Annotated in this window: 14 protein-coding genes; 6 read left to right on the top strand and 8 right to left on the bottom strand. The window is 61.5% G+C overall.

Annotated features, from left to right (window positions below):
* Positions 1–325: 325 nt before the first annotated feature.
* Positions 326–2,281: a hypothetical protein gene (locus AC1DQ3_RS32145; RefSeq protein WP_477124167.1), complete on the bottom strand. Its 1,956-nt coding sequence runs from the start codon at positions 2,279–2,281 to the stop codon at positions 326–328.
* A 1,108-nt stretch (positions 2,282–3,389) separates the two neighbouring features.
* Here AC1DQ3_RS32145 and AC1DQ3_RS32140 point away from each other — a divergent pair.
* The gene (locus AC1DQ3_RS32140; RefSeq protein ID WP_477124166.1) at positions 3,390–5,060 is read left to right on the top strand and encodes an MASE1 domain-containing protein; all 1,671 of its coding nucleotides are present in this window, start codon (positions 3,390–3,392) and stop codon (positions 5,058–5,060) included.
* Positions 5,041–5,706 (top strand): response regulator, encoded by a 666-nt coding sequence (locus AC1DQ3_RS32135; protein ID WP_477124165.1) that lies wholly within the window; start codon positions 5,041–5,043, stop codon positions 5,704–5,706. Before AC1DQ3_RS32140 ends, AC1DQ3_RS32135 begins: the two co-directional genes overlap by 20 nt.
* A gap of 433 nt (positions 5,707–6,139) precedes the next feature.
* Here the strand turns inward: AC1DQ3_RS32135 and AC1DQ3_RS32130 are convergent, their stop codons facing one another.
* The 3 genes from AC1DQ3_RS32130 to AC1DQ3_RS32120 all read right to left on the bottom strand — a co-directional run bounded on the left by AC1DQ3_RS32130 (position 6,140) and on the right by AC1DQ3_RS32120 (position 10,697).
* Positions 6,140–6,577, bottom strand: a complete 438-nt coding sequence (locus AC1DQ3_RS32130; RefSeq protein WP_477124164.1) for a universal stress protein — start codon at positions 6,575–6,577, stop codon at positions 6,140–6,142.
* Between the two features lie 186 nt (positions 6,578–6,763).
* Complete coding sequence (locus AC1DQ3_RS32125) at positions 6,764–7,051, bottom strand: GYD domain-containing protein (RefSeq protein WP_477124163.1); 288 nt, start codon at positions 7,049–7,051, stop codon at positions 6,764–6,766.
* Between the two features lie 544 nt (positions 7,052–7,595).
* Positions 7,596–10,697 (bottom strand): efflux RND transporter permease subunit, encoded by a 3,102-nt coding sequence (locus AC1DQ3_RS32120; protein WP_477124162.1) that lies wholly within the window; start codon positions 10,695–10,697, stop codon positions 7,596–7,598.
* Positions 10,698–10,982: 285 nt separating this feature from the next.
* Between AC1DQ3_RS32120 and AC1DQ3_RS32115 the strand changes: the two genes are divergently transcribed.
* The 3 genes from AC1DQ3_RS32115 to AC1DQ3_RS32105 all read left to right on the top strand — a co-directional run bounded on the left by AC1DQ3_RS32115 (position 10,983) and on the right by AC1DQ3_RS32105 (position 14,265).
* On the top strand, positions 10,983–11,318 hold the full coding sequence (locus AC1DQ3_RS32115) for a DUF3175 domain-containing protein (RefSeq protein ID WP_477124161.1): 336 nt from the start codon (positions 10,983–10,985) through the stop codon (positions 11,316–11,318).
* An 80-nt stretch (positions 11,319–11,398) separates the two neighbouring features.
* On the top strand, positions 11,399–12,421 hold the full coding sequence (locus AC1DQ3_RS32110) for a class I fructose-bisphosphate aldolase (protein ID WP_477124160.1): 1,023 nt from the start codon (positions 11,399–11,401) through the stop codon (positions 12,419–12,421).
* 173 nt (positions 12,422–12,594) lie between these two features.
* On the top strand, positions 12,595–14,265 hold the full coding sequence (locus AC1DQ3_RS32105; protein WP_477124159.1) for a methyl-accepting chemotaxis protein: 1,671 nt from the start codon (positions 12,595–12,597) through the stop codon (positions 14,263–14,265).
* A 115-nt stretch (positions 14,266–14,380) separates the two neighbouring features.
* On the opposite strand, the gene AC1DQ3_RS32100 is transcribed toward AC1DQ3_RS32105, so the two are convergent.
* Entirely contained in the window at positions 14,381–15,859 is a 1,479-nt protein-coding gene (locus AC1DQ3_RS32100; RefSeq protein WP_477124158.1) for a mechanosensitive ion channel domain-containing protein, read from the bottom strand.
* Between the two features lie 334 nt (positions 15,860–16,193).
* Here AC1DQ3_RS32100 and AC1DQ3_RS32095 point away from each other — a divergent pair, with 334 nt between their 5' ends.
* Positions 16,194–16,787: an acyloxyacyl hydrolase gene (locus AC1DQ3_RS32095; protein ID WP_477124157.1), complete on the top strand. Its 594-nt coding sequence runs from the start codon at positions 16,194–16,196 to the stop codon at positions 16,785–16,787.
* Positions 16,788–17,065: 278 nt separating this feature from the next.
* Here the strand turns inward: AC1DQ3_RS32095 and AC1DQ3_RS32090 are convergent, their stop codons facing one another.
* The 3 genes from AC1DQ3_RS32090 to AC1DQ3_RS32080 form a co-directional block, all read right to left on the bottom strand.
* A complete protein-coding gene (locus AC1DQ3_RS32090) occupies positions 17,066–17,827 on the bottom strand; it encodes a DUF4410 domain-containing protein (RefSeq protein WP_477124156.1) in 762 nt (253 codons plus the stop codon).
* A gap of 248 nt (positions 17,828–18,075) precedes the next feature.
* A complete protein-coding gene (locus AC1DQ3_RS32085; protein ID WP_477124155.1) occupies positions 18,076–19,407 on the bottom strand; it encodes an ATP-binding protein in 1,332 nt (443 codons plus the stop codon).
* Entirely contained in the window at positions 19,404–20,117 is a 714-nt protein-coding gene (locus AC1DQ3_RS32080) for a response regulator (protein ID WP_477124154.1), read from the bottom strand. The genes AC1DQ3_RS32085 and AC1DQ3_RS32080 overlap by 4 nt, the downstream gene beginning before the upstream one ends.
* Positions 20,118–20,124 lie beyond the last annotated feature (7 nt).

Raw genomic sequence — 20,124 nt, 5'->3', positions numbered from 1 at the left:
ACCGAAGCGATCGCGGCCCTTGTTGCACTGGACAATCTGTTCGCTCCGGAGAACCCGGCGCGAGAGGTACGCGTCGACTACGGCGATGCCTATCTCGTGCAATTCGGCGAGCCGCATGTCACTGACCCGAACCCGGATACCCAAGGCACGATCAAGACGGAACCCGTCTGAATGGCGTTGATAATCATTGAAAGGCCTCCTGGCCGCCGCGCCTGCCTACGCGGCAAGTCGCCATATCGCTGTGGCAACTTATCCGAGCTGTTGGGATGCTGCTCGTGTTAAAAGCATTGAACCCGCTGGATCACGCTGTGCTCCGGAAGGTCGCTCATGGTACATTACTTTGCGTAAAATTAAACGGCTTGCCGGGTACCGAATAAGCGCCACCAAACTCAAACAGATCATGCCCTGACTGGCCGATGCCAATATTGAGCGGCGCATTTCCGCCCTGCAAGGAAATCGGAGCATAACGGTAATTCATCACTTGCTTTCCTGCGTAATCGGAAATGGTAATCACGCTGGTCAGCAGAGGGCTTTGCTGGGTTTCATCCACCGTGATGGGATCCACAATGCGAGAGTCCTGAAGGGTTTTTTCAATCGTTAATTTTGCCATATCCACGAGTTGGACTTTTTGCTCCCCCCGCGAGACCACCCAAAGCTCGGTGTTCGAGTTGCCAAGCCCCACCTTCACATGATGCGCCATGCTGGTTGGGTTCCTGCCGACCTGAAGGCTGTTCACTTCCCTGATCAGGTCGGGATCCGGGTTCGCTCCGGATTGCACGCCCGCCACAGAGATCGCATGAATAATCCCATCTTCGGTTGCGATCCAGGCTTGTCCGGGATTTGCCAGAATCGAAACCTTCACCACCGTTGGCTTTTGAGGCAGGTTCATCGTCTTGATGATGGTCGGCGCATAATTATCGAAAGAAAATACCTGAGGCCACTGCGATTCTCCAAGGCCGGTGTTTGCAAGTGTGGAGCGCAGAGAAGCAGGGGTTCCCTGGAAGTAGGTATTATTCACCTTATCGAAAAGTGGTTTCAGGTTCAAGAATATCACTTTCTTTTCGGATTTTGATATCACTGCGGCTACGCCGGAACGCGAGATCAGTTTCCCGTTAAGTCCGCCAACCGCGAAGCTTTTCTGATTGACGCTGCCAGCGCTTGGGTTGAGATCCTGATACGACCTATCGGCGCCAGTACGCCCCACTGGATCAATCAACCATCCTTGCGTGTTGTTGTCTTGCATCACACCAAAGTCAGTAGCCGCGGAGATGTCCGTTGGCGTCACCATGCCAGGCAGATCAACGAAACCCAGCAGCTTGATAAATACAAAATTGGACATATTTCTCAAGCCCGGATATAGCCCCGGCCATGACATCGGGCTGGAATCATAGGGGCCGCCTACGTGGCTACCGTCAGCGAGGCTTCCAAGAGCAAGTACTGCCACCTGGCCCTTGAAGTTCATGGTGTCCCAGATCGTCACCAAGGCAAACTCGGAATTCGTCGTAATAGCGATCGCTGTAGGCACTTTACCCGCGGGCAACCGCACGGAAGCAAAGTGAGATGCGGTATTGCTTCCAAACGAAGCAATCAAACCGTTTTGAAAAGCAACGAGGGATTGGGCGCAGTCGTGCTCACTGCATCGACCCATGGCAATGGGTTTCGTGGGCAAGACACCACCATTGGCGGGGACATAATTTTTCAACTGGGGATTCGACGATCTATTGCCAAATACCCAGGGGAGCTGCGGTTTCTCAGTAATATATCCCGCACTTAAATCCAATGTCAATAAAGACGTGACCCCGGGATCCGTGGAAACATCGGATCGATATATAACGTCTCCCATATTGCTACCGAAATCGTTTCTCTTGCAATCAAGAGCTCCAAGTTGATAAATAATCTTTGAAGTTAAATCCAACGAATCATTGGGAAATTCCTTGTGGTAGCAGCTATTTCCATGAGGATAAAAAATTTTATCGTCGGGCTTCCAATAAGTGGATACTTCTGAAGGTTTCGAGTTACTCGGGCCATAACGATACGCGATGGCTTCGTCGCTACTATAGTCGGAGGCCATGGCGACATAAGCTGAGGGAATGAGATTGCCGGAGGGATCAAAGATGGCGCCGCCTGACACCTGCACGCCCGCCACGCCCGCCACGCCCGCCACGCCGGTGTGCAGCGAGACCGGCCGGCGCAGGGCCAAGACCAGGCCGGCGATGACGAGCAGCGCCACCAGGAACAGGATGGAGCGGCGATGGTCGTGGATCCGGCGCGCAGTGCTCATCGGGTCTGCTCCGCGGGGATTTGTCGGAAAAAGGAGGCGTGGGCGGCCGAACCCGTCTAGCTTAGCTGAGATTTCGAGGATCGTTACTTCGTTGTCAAAGTCACTGTGGGATAGCGAACATTTCGCGCGGCGAGTGCAGAAGATGTGATCGCTACCCCAAGCTGGCTTGGCTCACTGCACTATCTGTTTCAGTCCTGCAACAGCCTGGCTCAGAAACTGACGAAATAGGCACGCCGCAATCGCCGCTACCCCCTTCGAGTGGCAGGGGCGTGCTGGTTTGACCGGTCTCCGGCAGGGAGGCCGCCGTAAAAAAAATCCCCCGAGGCTGTTATTCGGGGGCGCTGCCTGGTTTGTGGCTGTGGACGCTGAGCGCCGACCATGTGTTTTTTTTGCGGACCCTTCTGCCGTTCCTTACAGGCTGTCCTCAACCAGTCCATCGCGGTTGGTGATTCTCGCGCCATCGGTGAATACGTCTCGTCTGTCCGTGATTCGCGCGCCATCGGTGAATACGTCTCGTCTGTCCGTGATTCTCGCCCCATCGGCATAGACGTCAAACTTTGTGGTCTTTCCCCCATCGGTATATGGGTCTCGCGGCCCCATCGCGCTAGCGCCGTCGGTGTAGAGATCTCGCGCCCCGATGCCAGCGTAGGCCACCCCGGCGCCAAGCGCCGCAGCCGCCGCAGCGAGCAGTAAGACTGTTTTTACCATTTTTCTCACCTCCTATTCAGGTGGCTGCAAGTACCCCGAAACGAACTCTTTTCGCTCCGGCGCCACAGCTTTGTACGACTCCAATGTATGCCCTGACGGTAAGCATATGAATAAGGTCTTTTTCCGAAAAGCGGCTAGGGGATTGCCCTATTGGGCACGACTGCCAAGGACGACGCTGTCACGCAAGTGCGTGTATTGCTGCACGGCGGGGAGTTCTGACCTAGATTCATAGCAATCCTGCGGCGCCATGGATTCGCAGCACTTCGCCTGGCACCGACTCGGTGCAAACTCGTGAGTTGCCACAGGTGCATCGGACACTGACGTTCGCAAGAGTGTCATTGCGGCTAACGGGAAAATGACTGGATGTGGCAGGGGCTGTCCCCAGAATCTGAAGCGAACAATGGTCATCATTCCGCGCAACTCGAGGCTCATCCTCTTCGGTCACATCGTACTTGTCGCATTGGCGTACTACGCTGGTGGAAAGCTGGGACTTGCTTATGCGGTAGTGGGGGGTGCAGTGTCCCTGGTGTGGCCTTCCAGCGGCATCGCCCTCGTTGCGGTGCTCGTGATGGGCTCCGAGGTTGCCCCCGGAATTGCCATTGGCTCCGTTTTGGCCAACATGTCGGTGGACGTGCCCCTGCCAGTGGCCGTGGCGATTGGCCTCGGCGCGACGGCCGCAGCCTTGACGGCTACATTCTTGTTAGAGCGGGTAGCCCGATTCCAGATCACCCTGGACCGCATCAAGGACGTGTTGGCGCTCATACTGCTGGCTGCGACGGTCAGCACGGCAGTGAGTGCGCTGACCGGTGCGACCGCCCTCCTTGGAGGGGGCCTGGTGTCAGTCACCGAGTACGGCGCAGCCTTTCTGAAATGGTGGCTCGGCGACATGATGGGAGTGCTCGTGGTGGCCCCGCCGCTGCTCAGCCTGCTCACGTATCCGAGCCCTATCCGCTCCGCAAGGCAGGCCGTGGAAGCGTGCGGTCTGACCGTTGCGATCTTCTGGGTGAGTTACGCTGTCTTCGGCGCTACCGAACTTGCCGGGCATAGCGACTACCCGGTAGCTCTGGCGATTTTTCCGTTCATTATCTGGGCGGCTCTCCGCTTCGATCACTTGGGCACCAGCCTCTCAACCTTGCTGGTCTCGATCGTGGCCATCTGGGGCACCACGAACGGCACCGGTCCCTTTGCCGCCGAATCTCCGGTGGATAGCCTCGTAAAATGGTGCGCCTTCGCGAATGTCGTGGCAGTAACCGGACTGCTGCTGGTGGCGGCACGTGCTCAGGAAAATCGCATCCATAGCCTTCTGCTGGCATCCCATGTCGAGTTGGAACAGCGCGTGCAAGAGCGAACCCAAGACTTGGAGCTAGCAAACAATGAACTGAAGCAGGAGATGGTGCGACGTCATCTGCTGGAAGCAGAACTGATCCGAATCGGCGATCAGCAGCAGAGACTCATCGGCCGGGAACTGCATGACGGCCTCGGGCAGCAGCTCACCAGCCTGGGCTTCTACTGCGCCACCTTGAGTCAAGAACTACAGATGCAGAGCCACCCGGCCGCCGCGAAGGCGGCTACCATCGTCGAATTGGTGAAGCAGGCGTCCCTGATGACTCGCAAGATTGCCCATGGCCTGGATCCGGTCGCCATGGAATCTGGTGGCCTTACGGTCGCCTTGCAAGGGTTGGCACAGACGACCCGCGCGCTGAATGGCATAGGCTGCGCGCTCCGCATCGAGTCAAATGCGGACTTACTGGATCCGCCGATGCAGATTAACCTTTACCGTGCGGCACAGGAAGCAGTCAATAACGCGCTGAAATATAGCCAGGGCCGCCACATTTGGATCGACCTGGAGCGCGAAGGCGGAATGCAGAGGCTTTCCATCAGTGACGACGGGATGGGGATCGACCTGGAACAAATGGAGCGTGCCTCGGGACTGGGACTTCACAGCCTGCGCCACCGGGCGAGCCTCCTGGGCGGCTCTTGCATGGTCACCCGCAATACCTTGGGTGGCACCACGGTTGCCATCAGCTATCCGATACCGGAGCGTCCACGACATGACAGGGAAGCCATCTAGCCTGGGCCGCGCGACTCAGATCCTGATCGTGGATGACCACCCCATCATCCGGGAGGGGCTAACCCACTTGCTGAATCTGGATGGGGATCTGCACGTCTGCTGTGCGGCCGGCAGTGCCGAAGAAGCTCTGGCGGTGATGGCCTGCCAGCCTGACATGGCCATTGTTGATCTCAGTCTGCACTCGAACTCCGGCCTGGATCTTGTCAAAACGCTCCGGCAACACTATCCAGGGCTGGCAATCCTCGTCCTCAGCATGCATGACGAAACCCTGTTTGCCGAACGCGCGCTGCGGGCTGGAGCAAACGGGTATCTGATGAAACTCGAGGCCACGGAGCATGTCATGAGTGCCATCCGCGAGGTGCTGGCAGGTAATATTTACCTGAGCGCCGCCATGCATGAAAAGTTGGCGCGGGCTTTGGCGGTTCCCCAAAAAATTCCGGCGGGCTCGATCGCGAGCCTTTCCKAACGGGAGTTCGAGGTCCTGCACCTGATCGGACTCGGCTTCAGCACCCGCGAGATCGCCGACAAACTGAGCCGGAGCGTCAAGACCATCGAGGCACATCAGGCCAACATCAAGGAGAAGCTGGATATTCCTAACGGCAAGGAACTGATGCGCTTCGCCATTCAGTGGATCGAGAGCCAATAGGGCGGAGTCCGCCCCGCCGAACAAGCAGTTTCAGGTGCCGCCGACCGCGCTTCGGTTCGGATTCCTCGTCAACGCAAGTGAAGCGCTCGCGGCCCGGACGTCGCCTTCGTAGACTAGTCTAGGCTGCTCCAGCGACGGAGGGTGTTCGCCCTGTCGCGTGGCGGAGCCGCGGGAAAATCGGTGCGACCATCGGGCTTTTGGGGGTCTGAAACCGGGTCCAATGTCGCCATCAACGGCGCACAGCACATGCAATGAACGATGGGCGAGACGCGGTGGCGTCACCGGTAGCATAGTCTCGCCCCTTGATATATTGCGCATTGCCGGGCGGATCTATAAAAGGCCACAAAAGGCTACGAAATTCCGTCGTGCAGACCCCACGGGGTCCCTGCGTCATTTGTGTTATCCGTTCGGCACATTCCGGAAGCTGCACCGGCTAGCGATACACGAGGACCGGGATCCTGCTATGGGTCAGGACTTTCTGGGTCTCGCTGCCGATCAGCAGACCTTGCACGCCAGATCGACCGTGCGAGGCCATGACAATGAGGTCGCAGTTCCGCTCCTCCGCGGCCCGGATGATCGCCTCATAAGGGTGATCGCTTGTCACGTGGATCGTCTCGCATGGCACCCCCGCCTCCTTCGCGGCTTGCGCGATCATCCCCAGGTAATGTTCCGCATGCTGTTCGGCTATCTGCGCGAACCGCTCCTGGGTGTCCTCCAGCATCTCGATCCGATGGGTGAAGATGCGGTACTCCGGGATGGCGTGAAATCCCGTGATTTTGGCCTGGAATCCTTTACCGAGCGTCACCGCCACCCGAATTGCGGCTTCGGAGAGCGGGGACCCATCGGTCGGCACCAAGAGATGCTTGAACATATCTGCCTCCTTGCGGCAAAGACGCTTCTACGTCGGCTTACTGCTCGCAAATCGCTTGTCTAACAGTTTTTTCCGACCGGAAGTGACGAATTCTGCCATCGTGGCAGGCACTGCCCGCCGTTGATGGCGCCGTCGGCGCACGCCAGGAAGCCCGCTTCGCGCGAGCGCAGATAAGACCCGCGGCCGTTATAGCGTTGCGATGAACTGTTTCCACGGCGTCCCTTGCAGCGTCTCGGTGGTTGCATGTCCGTAGGAGCGAATGATTAATGCCGCCCTTTCGAGTTGCGCCAGGTCATCCGATTCGACGATGTCCACCACATCGAATCGACCGAGGGTGAGAAAGCTGTCTTTCCAGGTGACCGCAGGGCATTCGGCCTTGATTTTTTCCGCAACCGTGGCGGCGATCTGTTTCAGGTCCTTGGGTTCTTTGAACGCATCGGGAGATAAAGTGCTGAGGATGACATAGGTGGTCATGGAACGCCTCCATACAAAACGGTTGACTGTCTGTTGGGCACGGGCTGGCGAATGGGGCAGTTGTCTTTGCGCCGAGAGGGCGCATGCGTGTGCTTACTGATTATAGGTTTGCGCGGGCGGTTCACTACCCGCGAACCGGGAGGAAATGGGCCCTGGCTTAAGTTCGCTGAGGGTGTCGGGATTTTCCACGGGCCCAGGATGTCGCGCGTGCCATCGGCCATCCAGCAAGCCCGCGAACTGGTACATCTCGTCCACGCATCATGCGTGCGAGCTTATCCCGCTGGGTCTGGAAATCGTCGGCCGCAGAGAGCGTGACATCGCGCACCCAAAGCACCGGGGAATCCGAAAACTGCTGACGGTTGATGATCGCCATACTTCAACTCAAATGCGTGCGATCAAGGTCGATCGGTCTGACTTTCACATCACGCGAGGTTGGTGCCGTTTTCTTCGGCTAACTTTTTCAAGAGAAAATTTCATGGATGGTAGCAAGCACTTCGTTCTGATGGTAAAGCACGAGGGTACTTATCTTGAGAATGCGCCGATTCTATGGCTGCCCCGCGCGGAGCAGCACCCGGCGCGCCAGCCAGTGCGAGAGCCCGTCCAGATACAGATAGATCACCGGCGTGGTGTAGAGCGTCAGGACCTGCGACAGCAACAAGCCGCCGATAATGGACACCCCGAGCGGCATGCGCAGTTCAGCGCCGGTGCCAATGCCGAGCGCCAGGGGCAGGGCGCCGAGCAGGGCAGCCATGGTGGTCATCATGATCGGGCGGAACCGCAGCAGGCAGGCTTGGCGGATCGACTGCTCGGTACTTAGTCCTTCAGTTCGCTCAGCCTCCACTGCGAAGTCGATCATCATGATGGCGTTCTTCTTGACGATACCGATCAACAGGATGATGCCGATCAGCGCAATCACGCTCAGGTCGAGCCGAAACGCCATCAGCGCCAGTAGCGCCCCCAGGCCGGCCGACGGCAGCGTCGACAGGATGGTGATCGGATGGATATAGCTCTCGTACAAGATGCCGAGCACGATGTAGACGGCGATCAGTGCGGCTGCGATCAGATACGGCTGGCTCGCCAACGACGACTTGAACACCTGCGCCGTGCCCTGGAAGCTACCGTGCAGCGTAGCCGGCATGCGCAGTTCGCGAGTGGTGGATTCCACGAGTGTCAATGCATCGCCGAGCGCCACGCCCGGCGTCAGGTTGAACGACAGCGTCACCGCCGGAAACTGACCCTGATGGTTGATCTGCAGCGGGATCATACTGTCGTCGAAAAAGGCGAACACCGAAAGCGGAATCTGCTTGCCGCTGGTGGACGGCACGTAGATGTCGTTGAGCGAGCTGGCGTCCAGCTTGTGCGCCGGGTCCACTTCGAGCACCACGTGGTATTGGTCGACAGCGGTAAAAAGAGTGGCCACCTGGCGCTGGCCGAGCGCATCGTACAAGGTGTCGTCGATCATCTGCGGCGAGATTCCGAACTGGGCGGCGCGGCTGCGGTCGATCGCGATCATCATGCCGGGCGCCGAGCTTTCCAGGTCGCTGTTGACGTCCTGCACCTGCGGCAGCGACTTGAGTTTGTCGATCAGCCGGGGCGCCCAGGTGTACAACTCGCGCAGGTCGGTATCTTCCAGCGTGTATTGAAACTGGGTGCGGCTGGCGCGGCCGCCCACCTGCAGATCCTGGCGCGCCTGCATACGCAGGGTGACGCCAAGCACCTTGGCTGCGCGCTTGCGCAGGCGAGTGATGATCTGCTCGGCATTGGCTTGGCGCTCCGCGAACGGCTTGAGGCTGATTACGATGCGGCCGTTGTTGAGCGTGGCACCCTCGCCGATCCAGCTGTATACAGCGGCTACGTCGGCGTCGGTCCGCACCACGTCGACCATCGCCTGCTGCCGCTCAGCCATCGCCAAGGCCGAGATATCGACGCTCGCCTCGGTCGAGCCGAAAATCTGCCCGGTATCCTGTTGCGGAAAAAACCCCTTGGGCACGGCCCAGTACAACAGCACCGTGAGCGCCATGGTCGCCAACGTCACGCCCAGCATCAGCACACGGTGCGCCAGCGCCCAGTCGAGCGTGCGCTGGTAGAACGCCAGCATCCGGTTGAAGGTGCCTTCCGCCAGCACATCGAGCCGCCCGTGGCGGCGACCCTTGTCCAGATGCAGAAACACCCGGCACATCATCGGCGTCAGGGTCAGCGAAACCAGCGCCGACACCACCAGCGCCACGCTGACTGTCACCGCAAACTCGCGCAACAGCCGCCCCACCAGGCCACCCATGAACAGCAGCGGGATGAAGGCGGCGATCAGCGAAGTGGTCATCGACACCACGGTGAAGCCCACCTGGCGCGCCCCTTCCAGCGCCGCTTGCAGTGGCGGCTCGCCGTTCTCGATGTGCCGCATGATGTTTTCGATCACCACGATGGCGTCGTCTACCACAAAGCCCACCGCGATGGTCAGTCCCATCAGCGTCAGATTGTTGACGGTGTAGCCGAGCAGATACATCACGCCGAACGTGCCGATGATGGATAGCGGGATGGCTATCGCCGGAATCACCGTCGCCCAGATGCCGCGCAAGAAGGCAAACACCACCAATACCACCAGCAGCACAGACAGCAACATGGTGAACTGGATGTCGGCCACCGAGGCGCGGATGGTCTGGGTGCGGTCGCTCACCACGTCCACCGTCACCGAGTTGGGCAGCGAAAGTTCCAGATCCGGCAGCACCGCTTTGATCGCGTCGACCGTGGCCACCACATTGGCGCCGGGCGCCTTGTGGATATCCACGATGATGGCGCGCTCATTGCCGTACCAGGCCGCCTTCTTGACGTCCTCCACGCCGTCGATGGCCTTGCCAACGTCATGCACACGCACCGGCGCGCCGTTGCGGTAGGCGATGATCAGGTCATCGAACGCGCTGGCATGAATGAGTTGGTCGGTGGCCTCGACTGTTAGCGAGCGGCGCGGGCCGTCGAGCGTGCCCTTGGGCGAATTGACGGTGGCCACGCCCAGCGCGGCGCGGATCTGCTCCAGGCTCAGCCCCAGCGCGGCGAGCTTGATCGGGTCGATTTCCACCCGCACCGCCGGTTTCTGCTCGCCGTGCAAATCGACCAGCCCGACGCCGCGAATGCGCGAGAGTTGTTGGGCAATATAGGTGTCAGCATAGCGGTCGACTTCCGATAACGGCAGCAGCGCAGAGCGCACTGCCAGCGACATGATCTGGAAATCGGCCGGGTTGGCTTTTTCGTAGGTTGGAGGTTGTGGCAAGGTCTTGGGCAACTGCCCGGACGCCGCATTGAGTGCCGCCTGGACGTCCTGCGCGGCGGCGTCGATATTGCGGCTCAAGTCGAACTGCACGGTTATGGAACTGTTGCCGAGAGAACTGGTGGAGGTCATCTCGGTCAGCCCGGCAATCAAGCCCAGATGGCGTTCGAGCGGACTGGTCACTGTCGTGGCCATCACCTCGGGCGCAGCGCCCGGCAGCGAGGCGGACACTTGGATCGTCGGCAAATCCATCTGCGGCAAGGCCGCGATCGGCAGTTGCAGATAGGCAGAGATACCCAGCAGCAAGACCAGCACCATCAGCAGCGAGGTAGCAATGGGGCGCCGGATGAAAGGGGCCGACACGTTCACAGGACGAGTCTCCATTCGATGTCGGCTCGCAGGAGTCGGCACGTTACCTAGGATATTTCATAGGGAGACGACCAGCGGCGCCATCGCGCTGGCCAATGCAGGCACCGCCGCCTATGCCGCAAAAGGCATCGAAAAAATGCCATGGTCATCACCCAGGGCAAGATCTCCTTCACTCAGGCTGTCACAGCCGCGAAGCAACATGCCAACGGCAAAAAGGGCGCGCGCCCAATACGAGCACGCCAGGCAGCGAAAAGTTGCCTACGCTCAATGGATGTCGACGAAGCTGTGGGAGGACCGGAGATGGCCACCACGAGATCCACTCGCCGGCCGGCAAGGGGCCGCGCCAGTACTGGCGCCAGGACCCTGAGGCGCTGGTCGCAGGACGTGACCGAGCACAGCAACGCACTGGACCTCGAACCGCATCTCTTCGCCTCGGACCGCCCCGACGAGATCGCCGCCTCGCTCAAGCGTTCCGCCCTGAGCAGCCGGCGCCGCAAGGGCACGGCTTTCCAGTCGGCGATGTCGATGCTCAACTTCTACATCAATCGCGCTGGCCGTAACCTGCCCAAGGAGCGCCGCGCCATGCTCGAGCAGGCCAAGGGCAAGCTGCGCGAAGCGTTCGGGCGGCCACCATAAGCACCGCGCCCCCGGCTCACTTGCGCGATTGCGCAATCGCGCTAATGCTTGTTCCCATGCCACCTTCGCGGAGCAATATCATGGACACACGAAGCGAACTGCAAGCCACCGTGGACGCCCTGGTTCAAGCGGGCAAAGGCCTGCTGGCCGCCGACGAGAGCGGGCCGACGATCGCCAAGCGGTTTGACCGCATCGGTGTGGCATCGAGCGAGGAAAGCCGCCGGGTGTGGCGTAACCTGCTCTTGTCGGCACCAGGTCTTGGTGAATTCATCAGCGGCGTGATCCTGTACGAAGAAACGCTGGGCCAGCGCGCCGACGATGGCGCGCCGCTGCCAGAGCTGGCTGCGCGCCATGGCATCGTGACCGGCATCAAGGTGGACAAGGGCAAGCTCGCGCTCGCCCACGCTCCCGGCGACGAGATCACCGAGGGCCTCGACGGCCTGGCCAAGCGGCTTGCCGGCTATCGCCAGCAGGGCGCGCGCTTTGCCAAGTGGCGCGCGGTGTACAACGTGTCCGACAAGCTGCCTGGCCGGCCTGCCATCCAGGCCAATGCGGAGGCGCTGGCACGCTATGCCGCGATCTGCCAGGAGATGGGCGTGGTGCCCATCGTCGAGCCCGAGGTGCTGATGGATGGCGCGCACGCCATGGCGCGTTGCGCCGAGGTCACCGAGGCCGTGCTGCACGAAGTCTTTCACGCCTTGCACCGGCATGCGGTGGTGCTCGAACACATGCTGCTGAAACCCAGCATGGTGCTCCCCGGCAAGGAGACCGGGCACGCGGCGCCGGCCGAGGTTGCCATGCAGACTGTGCAGGTGCTCAAGCGCACGGTGCCGGCGGCACTGCCGGGCATCTTCTTCCTGTCCGGCGGCCAAACGCCCACTGAGGCCACCGCCAATCTCGATGCCATGAACCGGCTCGGACCGCTGCCCTGGCGGCTGTCCTTCTCCTACGGGCGCGCCTTGCAGGAGCCACCCCTGCTGGCCTGGCATGGCGAGGCCGCTAACGCGGCGCAAGCGCAACGGACGCTGCTGCATCGCGCACGGCTGAATGGCATGGCCTGCCTGGGGCAATATGAAGCGGCGCTGGAGACCGCTGCGGGCTGAGCTTTCGGCAGGCGGGGCCTGATAGGGAGTTGATGGGGAGTCTGTACCTGTACGCCGGATAGTCACGTTAGCCCGCACCCAAACGCGGACAGTTTTATGAAGTTTTTGTGACATAACCTAAAGGTTGCGCAAGCCATGGCGATAAAGTCGGATTGCCATTGCTAGCTCCACGTATGTCACTGCTTGCCCAATTCCCTATGCTGCGTCGTTTCCGCTCACTATCGCTCATCGCCCGGCTGTGCTTTGCCCTCGCTTTTGTCTATGTATTCGGCGCGGCCGTCGGCGTGACCGGAATAGGAAGCCTGGTATTCGTCAGGCATACCACGGACCGTCTATACGATAACGACCTGGGTGGCGCCTTGATTGCCGAGCAGGCGCAATCCGCGATAGCAGAGACCGCCCGTGCTCAGCTTTCATTGACGGCCGCCACGAGCGGGGAGGAGCGCGAAGTCGCAAGGCAGGAGATGTTGAATGGGATGAAGGCGCTCGGTACCCTCCTGGCCGATTCCCGCCTCGCCGCAAACAGCGTTGTTGCGGACGCCCGCAGCGAGCACAAGAAAGCGAATGAGATGGCCCTCGCCTATATCGAGCTGATGCAGCGACAGCCACTCGATGCCATCCAGTTCGATGCCACGGTATCCGTGGATGGTCATTTCCTTGCGGAACAACTGCAACGCCTCACGCAGACGGTCCGGCGACTCAAGGAGCAGCAGCTGGCACAGGCGAAGGCGACGATGGCCTCTGCTTCGGCGTCTCAGGGCGCAGCCCAACTCATCATGGTCGGGTTGCTTGCCGTGAGCCTGCTTGCCTCGGTGGCGATGGCCTATGCCATTGCTCGCCAGGTCAAGCGGGAACTCGGCGGCGAACCGGCAGACGCGACACGCGCAGTCGACCGTATCGCTGCCTGTGACCTCAGCCTGCCCATCGCGGTGCGAAAGGGGGACACCTCCAGCATGCTGGCAAATCTGGCCAAGATGCAGTCGGAACTCAGGAGCATCCTGTCTGGCATCAAGGATACAGCGGCCTCGGTCTCGGTCGCGACGAAGGAGATATCGTCCGGCAATCAAGACCTGTCGTTGCGTACCGAGCAGCAGGCTGTGTTGCTCGAGCGGGCAGCGACGTCAATGCGAGAGTTGCTTGAAGACGTGAACAGTGCCCAGAATGAAGCCAGGGAGTCGAGCGCTATCGCGGCAGCCATGCTGGAAGCGACGGCGACTGGAAGCACGGTCACGGAGCGCCTCGCCGGAAAGATGACCGACCTGCATGGCCATTCCCGCTCGGTGGCAGAGATTGTCCAGCTTATCGAGACCATCGCTTTCCAGACCAACATACTGGCATTGAACGCTTCCGTGGAAGCAGCCAGGGCAGGCAGCCAGGGGCGGGGCTTTGCGGTCGTCGCCGCGGAGGTCCGGACGCTGGCGCAACGCTGCGCCGCCGCGGCAAAGGAGATTGGTGGCGTCATCTCAAAAACCGTAGCGGACGTGAGCGCCGGTGCAACTCTGGCCCGGGATGCTACCGTTTCGATGGCCGGTGTCCGCCAATCGGTTGAGCGAACCGTGGCGTTCGCCACTGCGATGCAGGCGACCAGCCTGAGTCAAGCTGACAAGATCGAGAAGCTCAGCACAGCTGTGCACGCGATGGACGAATCAACACAGCAGAACTCCGCATTGGTCGAGCAGCTTGCTGCCGCAGCAAGCATGCTGCAGCAACAGGCAGAGAGTCTTGCTGCCGATGCGGCAACGTTCAAGCTTGAGGTCTCGGGTCGTTCCGCTCTCGTTCACCCATCGGCACCGTCGATCGGCCGCACTATGCCGGACCCAATCGAAACCCGCGACCAGTCGTGAACCAAAGTCATAGCGTGTCGAATTGTTCTGCAAGCTGAAGCTGGTTTCCTGGGCATGCATGGTCTGGATTCGCATCCTCGGATTGGACACGATCTATTTGCCGCTGTGCAAGGTATCACGGCACCTTCCCACCGGCGAGATGATGGAGGCTGTGCATCTTGTCCTGAAGCCATTGCAAGACGCTCGATTTGCCTGCATGCGCAGACGGCGGCATGTTGCCGAAGGCATTGTTCGATTCCTGCCGCTGGGAGAGAAGCTGGCACATTTGCGATCCCACTTCCGGACGGGATTGAAGTACCGGTGTAAGGTCCGATTTATCCAGCCGGTAGAGGACGACGCCGGTAATTGCCTCAATGGCTACCTGCATGGCAATGCCTGCCAGAACGCCAGGCTCACCGAAGGCGTCGCCCGGTCCGAGGCGGGCAGTCTCCATGCGCTCGTCGCCACGCGCGATCGAAACGGAGAGCACGCCCGAGTCCACAAGGAGCATGTAGTCCGTGACATCCGAACTCGTCACAACGGTCTGGTGCGGCTGATATTCATGCCGCGACAGGCGTTCGGCAAGCTGGGAGAGCTCGTCCGCGCCTAGCGCCTGGAAAATGCTCACCGTCGAGAGCAGCCGCCGGCGGCGATCGGTCGCCGGGGTGCTTTGATTGGGGACGGCTAACGGACGGAGATCGATGTCGACGGACGCCAGGTGCCGATGCGCGAGATCGAAGAGTTGATTCGTGGCCAGTCTCTTGTTGGCGATATCCTCGACGTAACACGTGATTTCATACTCGATCGAATTGGCGCCGGCATGCTTCACCATGACCGATGGCGCCGGCTTGGCCAATGCGACTTTGCAGCCCAGAACCGCGCGCTCCAGCGCTTCCACAACCACACTCGGGCGGGCTTCCGGTGTGACCTGGATGGATACGTTGACACCGTGCAGTTCCGAGGGCCGGCTGATATTGGTGATCTTGGCCCGGGCAGTCACGTTGTTGGGGATCACCACCAGATTGCCCTGGGCGCTCAGGAGATGGGTGGCGCGCCAGTTTATCTCCAGGACCTTGCCGTCAACGCCATCGATGGAGACCCAGTCGCCGAGATGGTAGGGCTGCGTGGCATTCAGTACGAGTCCGGAGAACACATCGCTCAATGTACTTTGGATCGCCAGGCCAACAATGATGGCCAGGGCCCCCGACGTCGCCAGCAAACCGCTCACCGGAAGCTCAAGGACATAGGCGATGGCCGCGACGGCCGCCGCGACGAAGATCAGCGCGCCCAACACGTCCTGGAACAGGCGCTCCTGGTGCCAGGGCTTGGGCAGGAAGAGCRCGTCCAGGAGAATGGTGAGTACACGCGCGCCGAGCAGCCACCAGATGATTTCCAGCGCCTGCGCCAGGAAATGGCGAACCGGCTGTTCTGGCGACGGAGCCGCATCGAGCGGGCTCATGCCGCCATGGAGAAGCACGGTGGTCAGCAATGCGAATATTGCCAGCCGGACGGCGAGACGCAGCCGCCTGTAGCCGGGGTCGATGAGACGCCAGGCGAGAACATCGCACAGTACCACGCCAACGCCCAGGCAGAGCGGATCCAGCAAATATTCCATGGCGAGACCTTGCTTACGGATGATGCCAATTCAGGCAGCCATGACCAGCCGCCCCCTGGATAGCGAGGCAAAAGGCTGGCGTGGTGTTTCCAATCAGAACGGTAGCAGGTACCGCAGCACGATCTCGCTCCGTTCCTAGGTGCAATCGAATGTATGGCGTGCACTTGGATCCATAGCATACCCAAGGACGATTGCGTTCGGCAATCGTCCCGGTGCCTGCGAGGATGCCGGGCCCGGCTTCAAATATGGCCAGCGGCATCTATGCGGCAGCCTGTATGGACCGCATAATTACGAAATTCCGCATGTAGGAATTTCCCTTCAAAAGGCTATGTTCATGCTTCGATCCGTCATTCCCGTCATTCCCGTCATTCCCGTCATTCCCGTCGTCCTGCTCTGCGCTGCGTTCGCCAGCGGCGCCGCTGTCGCCGCGCCCGCCAACGAGGACGCCTCCTGGTTTGAACCGGTTCGTCTCGGGGCCGCATTGGGTGCGGGGAGCGATGCGTCGATTGCTCGCCTGGAGGCACGATGGAATCTGAGGAACGACCTTTGGGCGACAAACTCGCAGTCGATCCGTGTTCGCCTCGGTCTCGAAGCGTCCGTGGGCGTTTGGAATCCACATGGCAGCAACAGCAACGTGATGGGCGACGTGGGCTTTACGCCCATTTTCCGCATCCAGGGGGCGGGCCGCTCGGGTCCCTTCGCGGAGGTTGGCGCCGGCATGAACCTGCTGTCCCGGGCGCGCATCTCGGACACCAAGGTGTTCTCGACAGCGTTCCAGTTTGGCGATCGCGTTGCCGTGGGCTACCGCTTTGGCGACGCGATCGACTCGGAACTGGCGGTGCGTTTCCAGCACTATTCCAACGCCGGCATCAAGGAGCCCAACCCCGGAATCAACTTCTACATGCTCCAGTACTCGGCACGCTTCTAGCAGGCTGCGGGACGCAGGGCGGCAGGTAGCGACAGGTATCGACAGGTAGTGGCGGAGGGCGTCAGATGACGCCCTCCGCGCGCAGCGCCGCCATGTCCTGCCGGGTCAGGCCGACCGTGCCGTAGATGGGAAGGCGTTCTGCAATGTCCGCTAGATTGCCAGGCGGCATTGCCGAGTTCGGCTTGCTCTACGTCTACCCATTCAAGGTGTTGGCGCGATCATCGGCAGGTGTCGCGGCTGCGAGTGGAGGGCGATGGCCATGCCTCGCACGCACGCCTTCAATCCACCGGCGTAGCCGACATCCACCCGTTGGCCGTGATCGCGGAGGCCACCTGTTTCGCGATCGAATCGCCTAGCCGCGCGGCATCCGCGGAAATGCTGTCGTGCTTGACCTCGGACACGCCATGCAGGCCCGTGCCCGCCGCGGCGGACGTCGCGAGATGGCCGGCGGCCGCGCCGACCCCGGCGGTTTCGGCCACGCCAGGCATATGGCCGCTGTTCGCATCGGCGGAGAAGCTCTGCAGCGGCACCGGCGAGCCGTTCGCTGGCTTGTACAGGATCCGGACCGACGCCGTGACTTCGCTCTTGCCTGCGCCAAGACCGATCAGCAAGCGGCGCCGGCGCTTGCCCTCATCGATCTTCTGGAAATTGCCCTCGACGATCAGCGTATTGCTGTCCGCGGGCGGGGGGCCGTCTGCGCGGACCGCATGCAGTCCCTGCGACTGCAGTTGCCGCACGATTTCATCGGACACCTGCTCGCGCGCTTCGCGCGCCGTCCGGGACTGCTCGCTCGCGGACGACCCGCCGGCGGCCATGGTCTTCAGTTCCCGGGCCACGCCGTTGTCCAGTTTGACCTGGTCCGGACTGGCATCGAATGCATGCACATAGATGATGTCCGCGCGCACCTGCGGCTGGACGCCAGCCTGATCGACGCCGGTATCGGCCCAGGCACCGCCCGCCATCAGGAGCGATCCCGCCGCCACTGCTGCAACCGCCAGTTGCCTGGCATTGTCCGTGAGGAATTTGAATGAAGTCCGCATGTCGATCCTGTCCTCGGCACCATYGTGCCGTCAATTGCCGAAAAGATGTCGCCGACAATCACTGGATCCGCAGGATCACATACCATCGGAGATCACACCTGCTTGAGTGCCGCTCATCGAGCATCGTCGAGAGCCGCAACCGCAGACGCAAGTATGGGAGGAACCGGCTGCTGGCGCCATGCGGGAATTATGTCGCGCGATGTCGCCCTTGCCTTGCGCGCGGGCGTTCCCGGCCGCGTGGCCTGGCGTTACGCGGCAGGCCGCTGCAGCGGCAATGCCACGACCGCTTCGAGGCCGCCGCCATCGCGTGCCCGGAACTGCAATGATCCGCCGTGCAGGCGCGCAATGCGTTCGACGATCGCGAGTCCGAGGCCGGTACCGCCCGCATGGCCGCGCGCGTTCCTGCCACGGCTGAAGGGCGCCTTGAGCTGTTCCAGTTCCTCGGCGCCGATGCCGCTGCCCCGGTCGCATACGGCGGCATACGCCGTATTACCTTCCGCCCAGGTGCGTACGACAAAGCCGGTGCGGCCGTAGACGACCGCGTTCTGCATCAGGTTCATCAGCAGGCGCATCAGGCTCACCGGCCGGAACGGAAACACCGGCATGTCGCCCAGCGACAGTTCGAATTCGTGCCCGAGCCCCGCGAAATCCGCCGCGAGCCGGCTGATGAGCGCATTGAGATCGCCCGGTTGCGGGACCTCGCGTTCGCCACTGCCCGCGTAGTCCATGAACTGCTGAAGGATCGTGTCGATCTGGTCGAGATAGCCTTCCACCGAGGCCACGAAGGGTTCGTCGGCGCCGCGCGGAATCGCCATCGCCATGGCAAGACGCAGCTTGGTGAGCGGCGTGCGGATGTCGTGCGACACGCCGGCCAGCATCAGCGTGCGCGTCGCTTCGGCATGCTGCAATGCCTGCGTCATCTGGTTGAACGCACTGCTTACCTGGGCGATTTCCGTCGGCCCGTCGGTGGGCAGCGGCACCGGGGCCTCGCCGGCGCTGACATGGCGCGCCGCCCGCGCCAGGTCCTGCAGCGGACGGTTGATATGCAGCTGGATCAGGTAGCCCGTCAGCGCCGCGAGCAATGCGAAGGCCGCAGACAGCGCGAGCGCGGTGGTGATGCCGCTGGCCTGTGCGTCTTCGGCCATCGGCAAGGCGATCCAGCAGGGCGCGCCGGCGGCGTGCACGCGAATCCATAGCCGCTCGCCGTCGCCCGCCTGCCATCGCACCGGCAGGTCCGCTGGCAGATCGCGCTGCAAGGCGTCGATAAACACGTCGCGCTGATACGTACGAAAGAAGTGAAGCGGACTGGGATGCGGTTCCTGGACGACATGCTCCGGCGGCCGCGTTTGCCCACCCAGCCGTGCGGCCGCCGCGCGGCCTTCATCGGCCGGCATGGCGGCAAGCACGCGGTCGAGCGTCTTCACGTATTCGGAAAAGATGATTGCCGCGCGCTCGATGTGCGGGCGCTGCACGAAGTGCAGCAAGACGGTGAGCGCACTGACCTGGGTGAGTGCAACGAGCGCCACCAGCAAGGCGATATGGCGCGCGAGCAGCGAACGGGGCAGCGCAAGCCGTGTCACGGCTCGATACCGGCGCTCAGCATGTAGCCGATGCCCCACACGGTCTTGATAAAGCGCGGTTTCGAAGGATCGTCTTCGACGATCTGGCGCAGCCGCAGGATCTGTACGTCGATGCTGCGGTCGAGCGCGTCGTGGTCGCGGCCGCGGGCCCGCGCGAGCAGGTTCTCGCGGCTCACCGGCCGGTTCGGCGACGACCCCAGCGCGTGCAATAGCAACATCTGCGCGGAATGCACCTCGACCGGCTCGCCGCCGCGCAGCAGCGTCTGCTTGCCGACATCGAACTGGAAGTCGCCGAAGCGCAGGGTCTGCGAGGTCACGGTCGGCTCGCCCGCCGCCATTTTTTGCCGGCGCAACAGCGCGCGAATCCTTGCGACCAGCTCGTCCGGCACGAACGGCTTGGCGAGATAGTCGTCGGCGCCGGTCTCGAGCCCGGCCACCCGGTCGACCGGATCGCCCTTGGCAGTCAGCATCAGGATCGGCAGCGTCTGTCCTTCGGCGCGCAGCCGGCGGCAGATGGTCAGGCCGTCTTCCGGCTCCATCATCAGGTCCAGCACCAGCAGGTCGTACGGCTCGCGTTGCAGGTAGCGGTCGAGCCGCTTGCCGTCGGCGATCGCGCGCACCTGGAAACCGTGCCCGGTCAGGAACCGTTGCAGCATGTTGCGCAACTCGGCTTCATCATCGAGCACGATAATCCTGTTCGCCTGCTCCATGGTGCGT

The organism is Cupriavidus sp. 01T418, from assembly GCF_056398885.1.
This window is presented reverse-complemented; position numbering and strand designations above follow the sequence as displayed.

Excerpts from the sequence above, each read along its gene's own strand:
- AC1DQ3_RS32145 (WP_477124167.1), bottom strand. The coding sequence starts at position 2,281 with ATGAGCACTGCGCGCCGGATCCACGACCATCGCCGCTCCATCCTGTTC.
- AC1DQ3_RS32140 (WP_477124166.1), top strand. The coding sequence starts at position 3,390 with ATGGTCATCATTCCGCGCAACTCGAGGCTCATCCTCTTCGGTCACATC.
- AC1DQ3_RS32130 (WP_477124164.1), bottom strand. The coding sequence starts at position 6,577 with ATGTTCAAGCATCTCTTGGTGCCGACCGATGGGTCCCCGCTCTCCGAA.
- AC1DQ3_RS32125 (WP_477124163.1), bottom strand. The coding sequence starts at position 7,051 with ATGACCACCTATGTCATCCTCAGCACTTTATCTCCCGATGCGTTCAAA.
- AC1DQ3_RS32120 (WP_477124162.1), bottom strand. The coding sequence starts at position 10,697 with ATGGAGACTCGTCCTGTGAACGTGTCGGCCCCTTTCATCCGGCGCCCC.
- AC1DQ3_RS32115 (WP_477124161.1), top strand. The coding sequence starts at position 10,983 with ATGGCCACCACGAGATCCACTCGCCGGCCGGCAAGGGGCCGCGCCAGT.
- AC1DQ3_RS32110 (WP_477124160.1), top strand. The coding sequence starts at position 11,399 with ATGGACACACGAAGCGAACTGCAAGCCACCGTGGACGCCCTGGTTCAA.
- AC1DQ3_RS32105 (WP_477124159.1), top strand. The coding sequence starts at position 12,595 with ATGTCACTGCTTGCCCAATTCCCTATGCTGCGTCGTTTCCGCTCACTA.
- AC1DQ3_RS32095 (WP_477124157.1), top strand. The coding sequence starts at position 16,194 with ATGCTTCGATCCGTCATTCCCGTCATTCCCGTCATTCCCGTCATTCCC.
- AC1DQ3_RS32090 (WP_477124156.1), bottom strand. The coding sequence starts at position 17,827 with ATGCGGACTTCATTCAAATTCCTCACGGACAATGCCAGGCAACTGGCG.
- AC1DQ3_RS32080 (WP_477124154.1), bottom strand. The coding sequence starts at position 20,117 with ATGGAGCAGGCGAACAGGATTATCGTGCTCGATGATGAAGCCGAGTTG.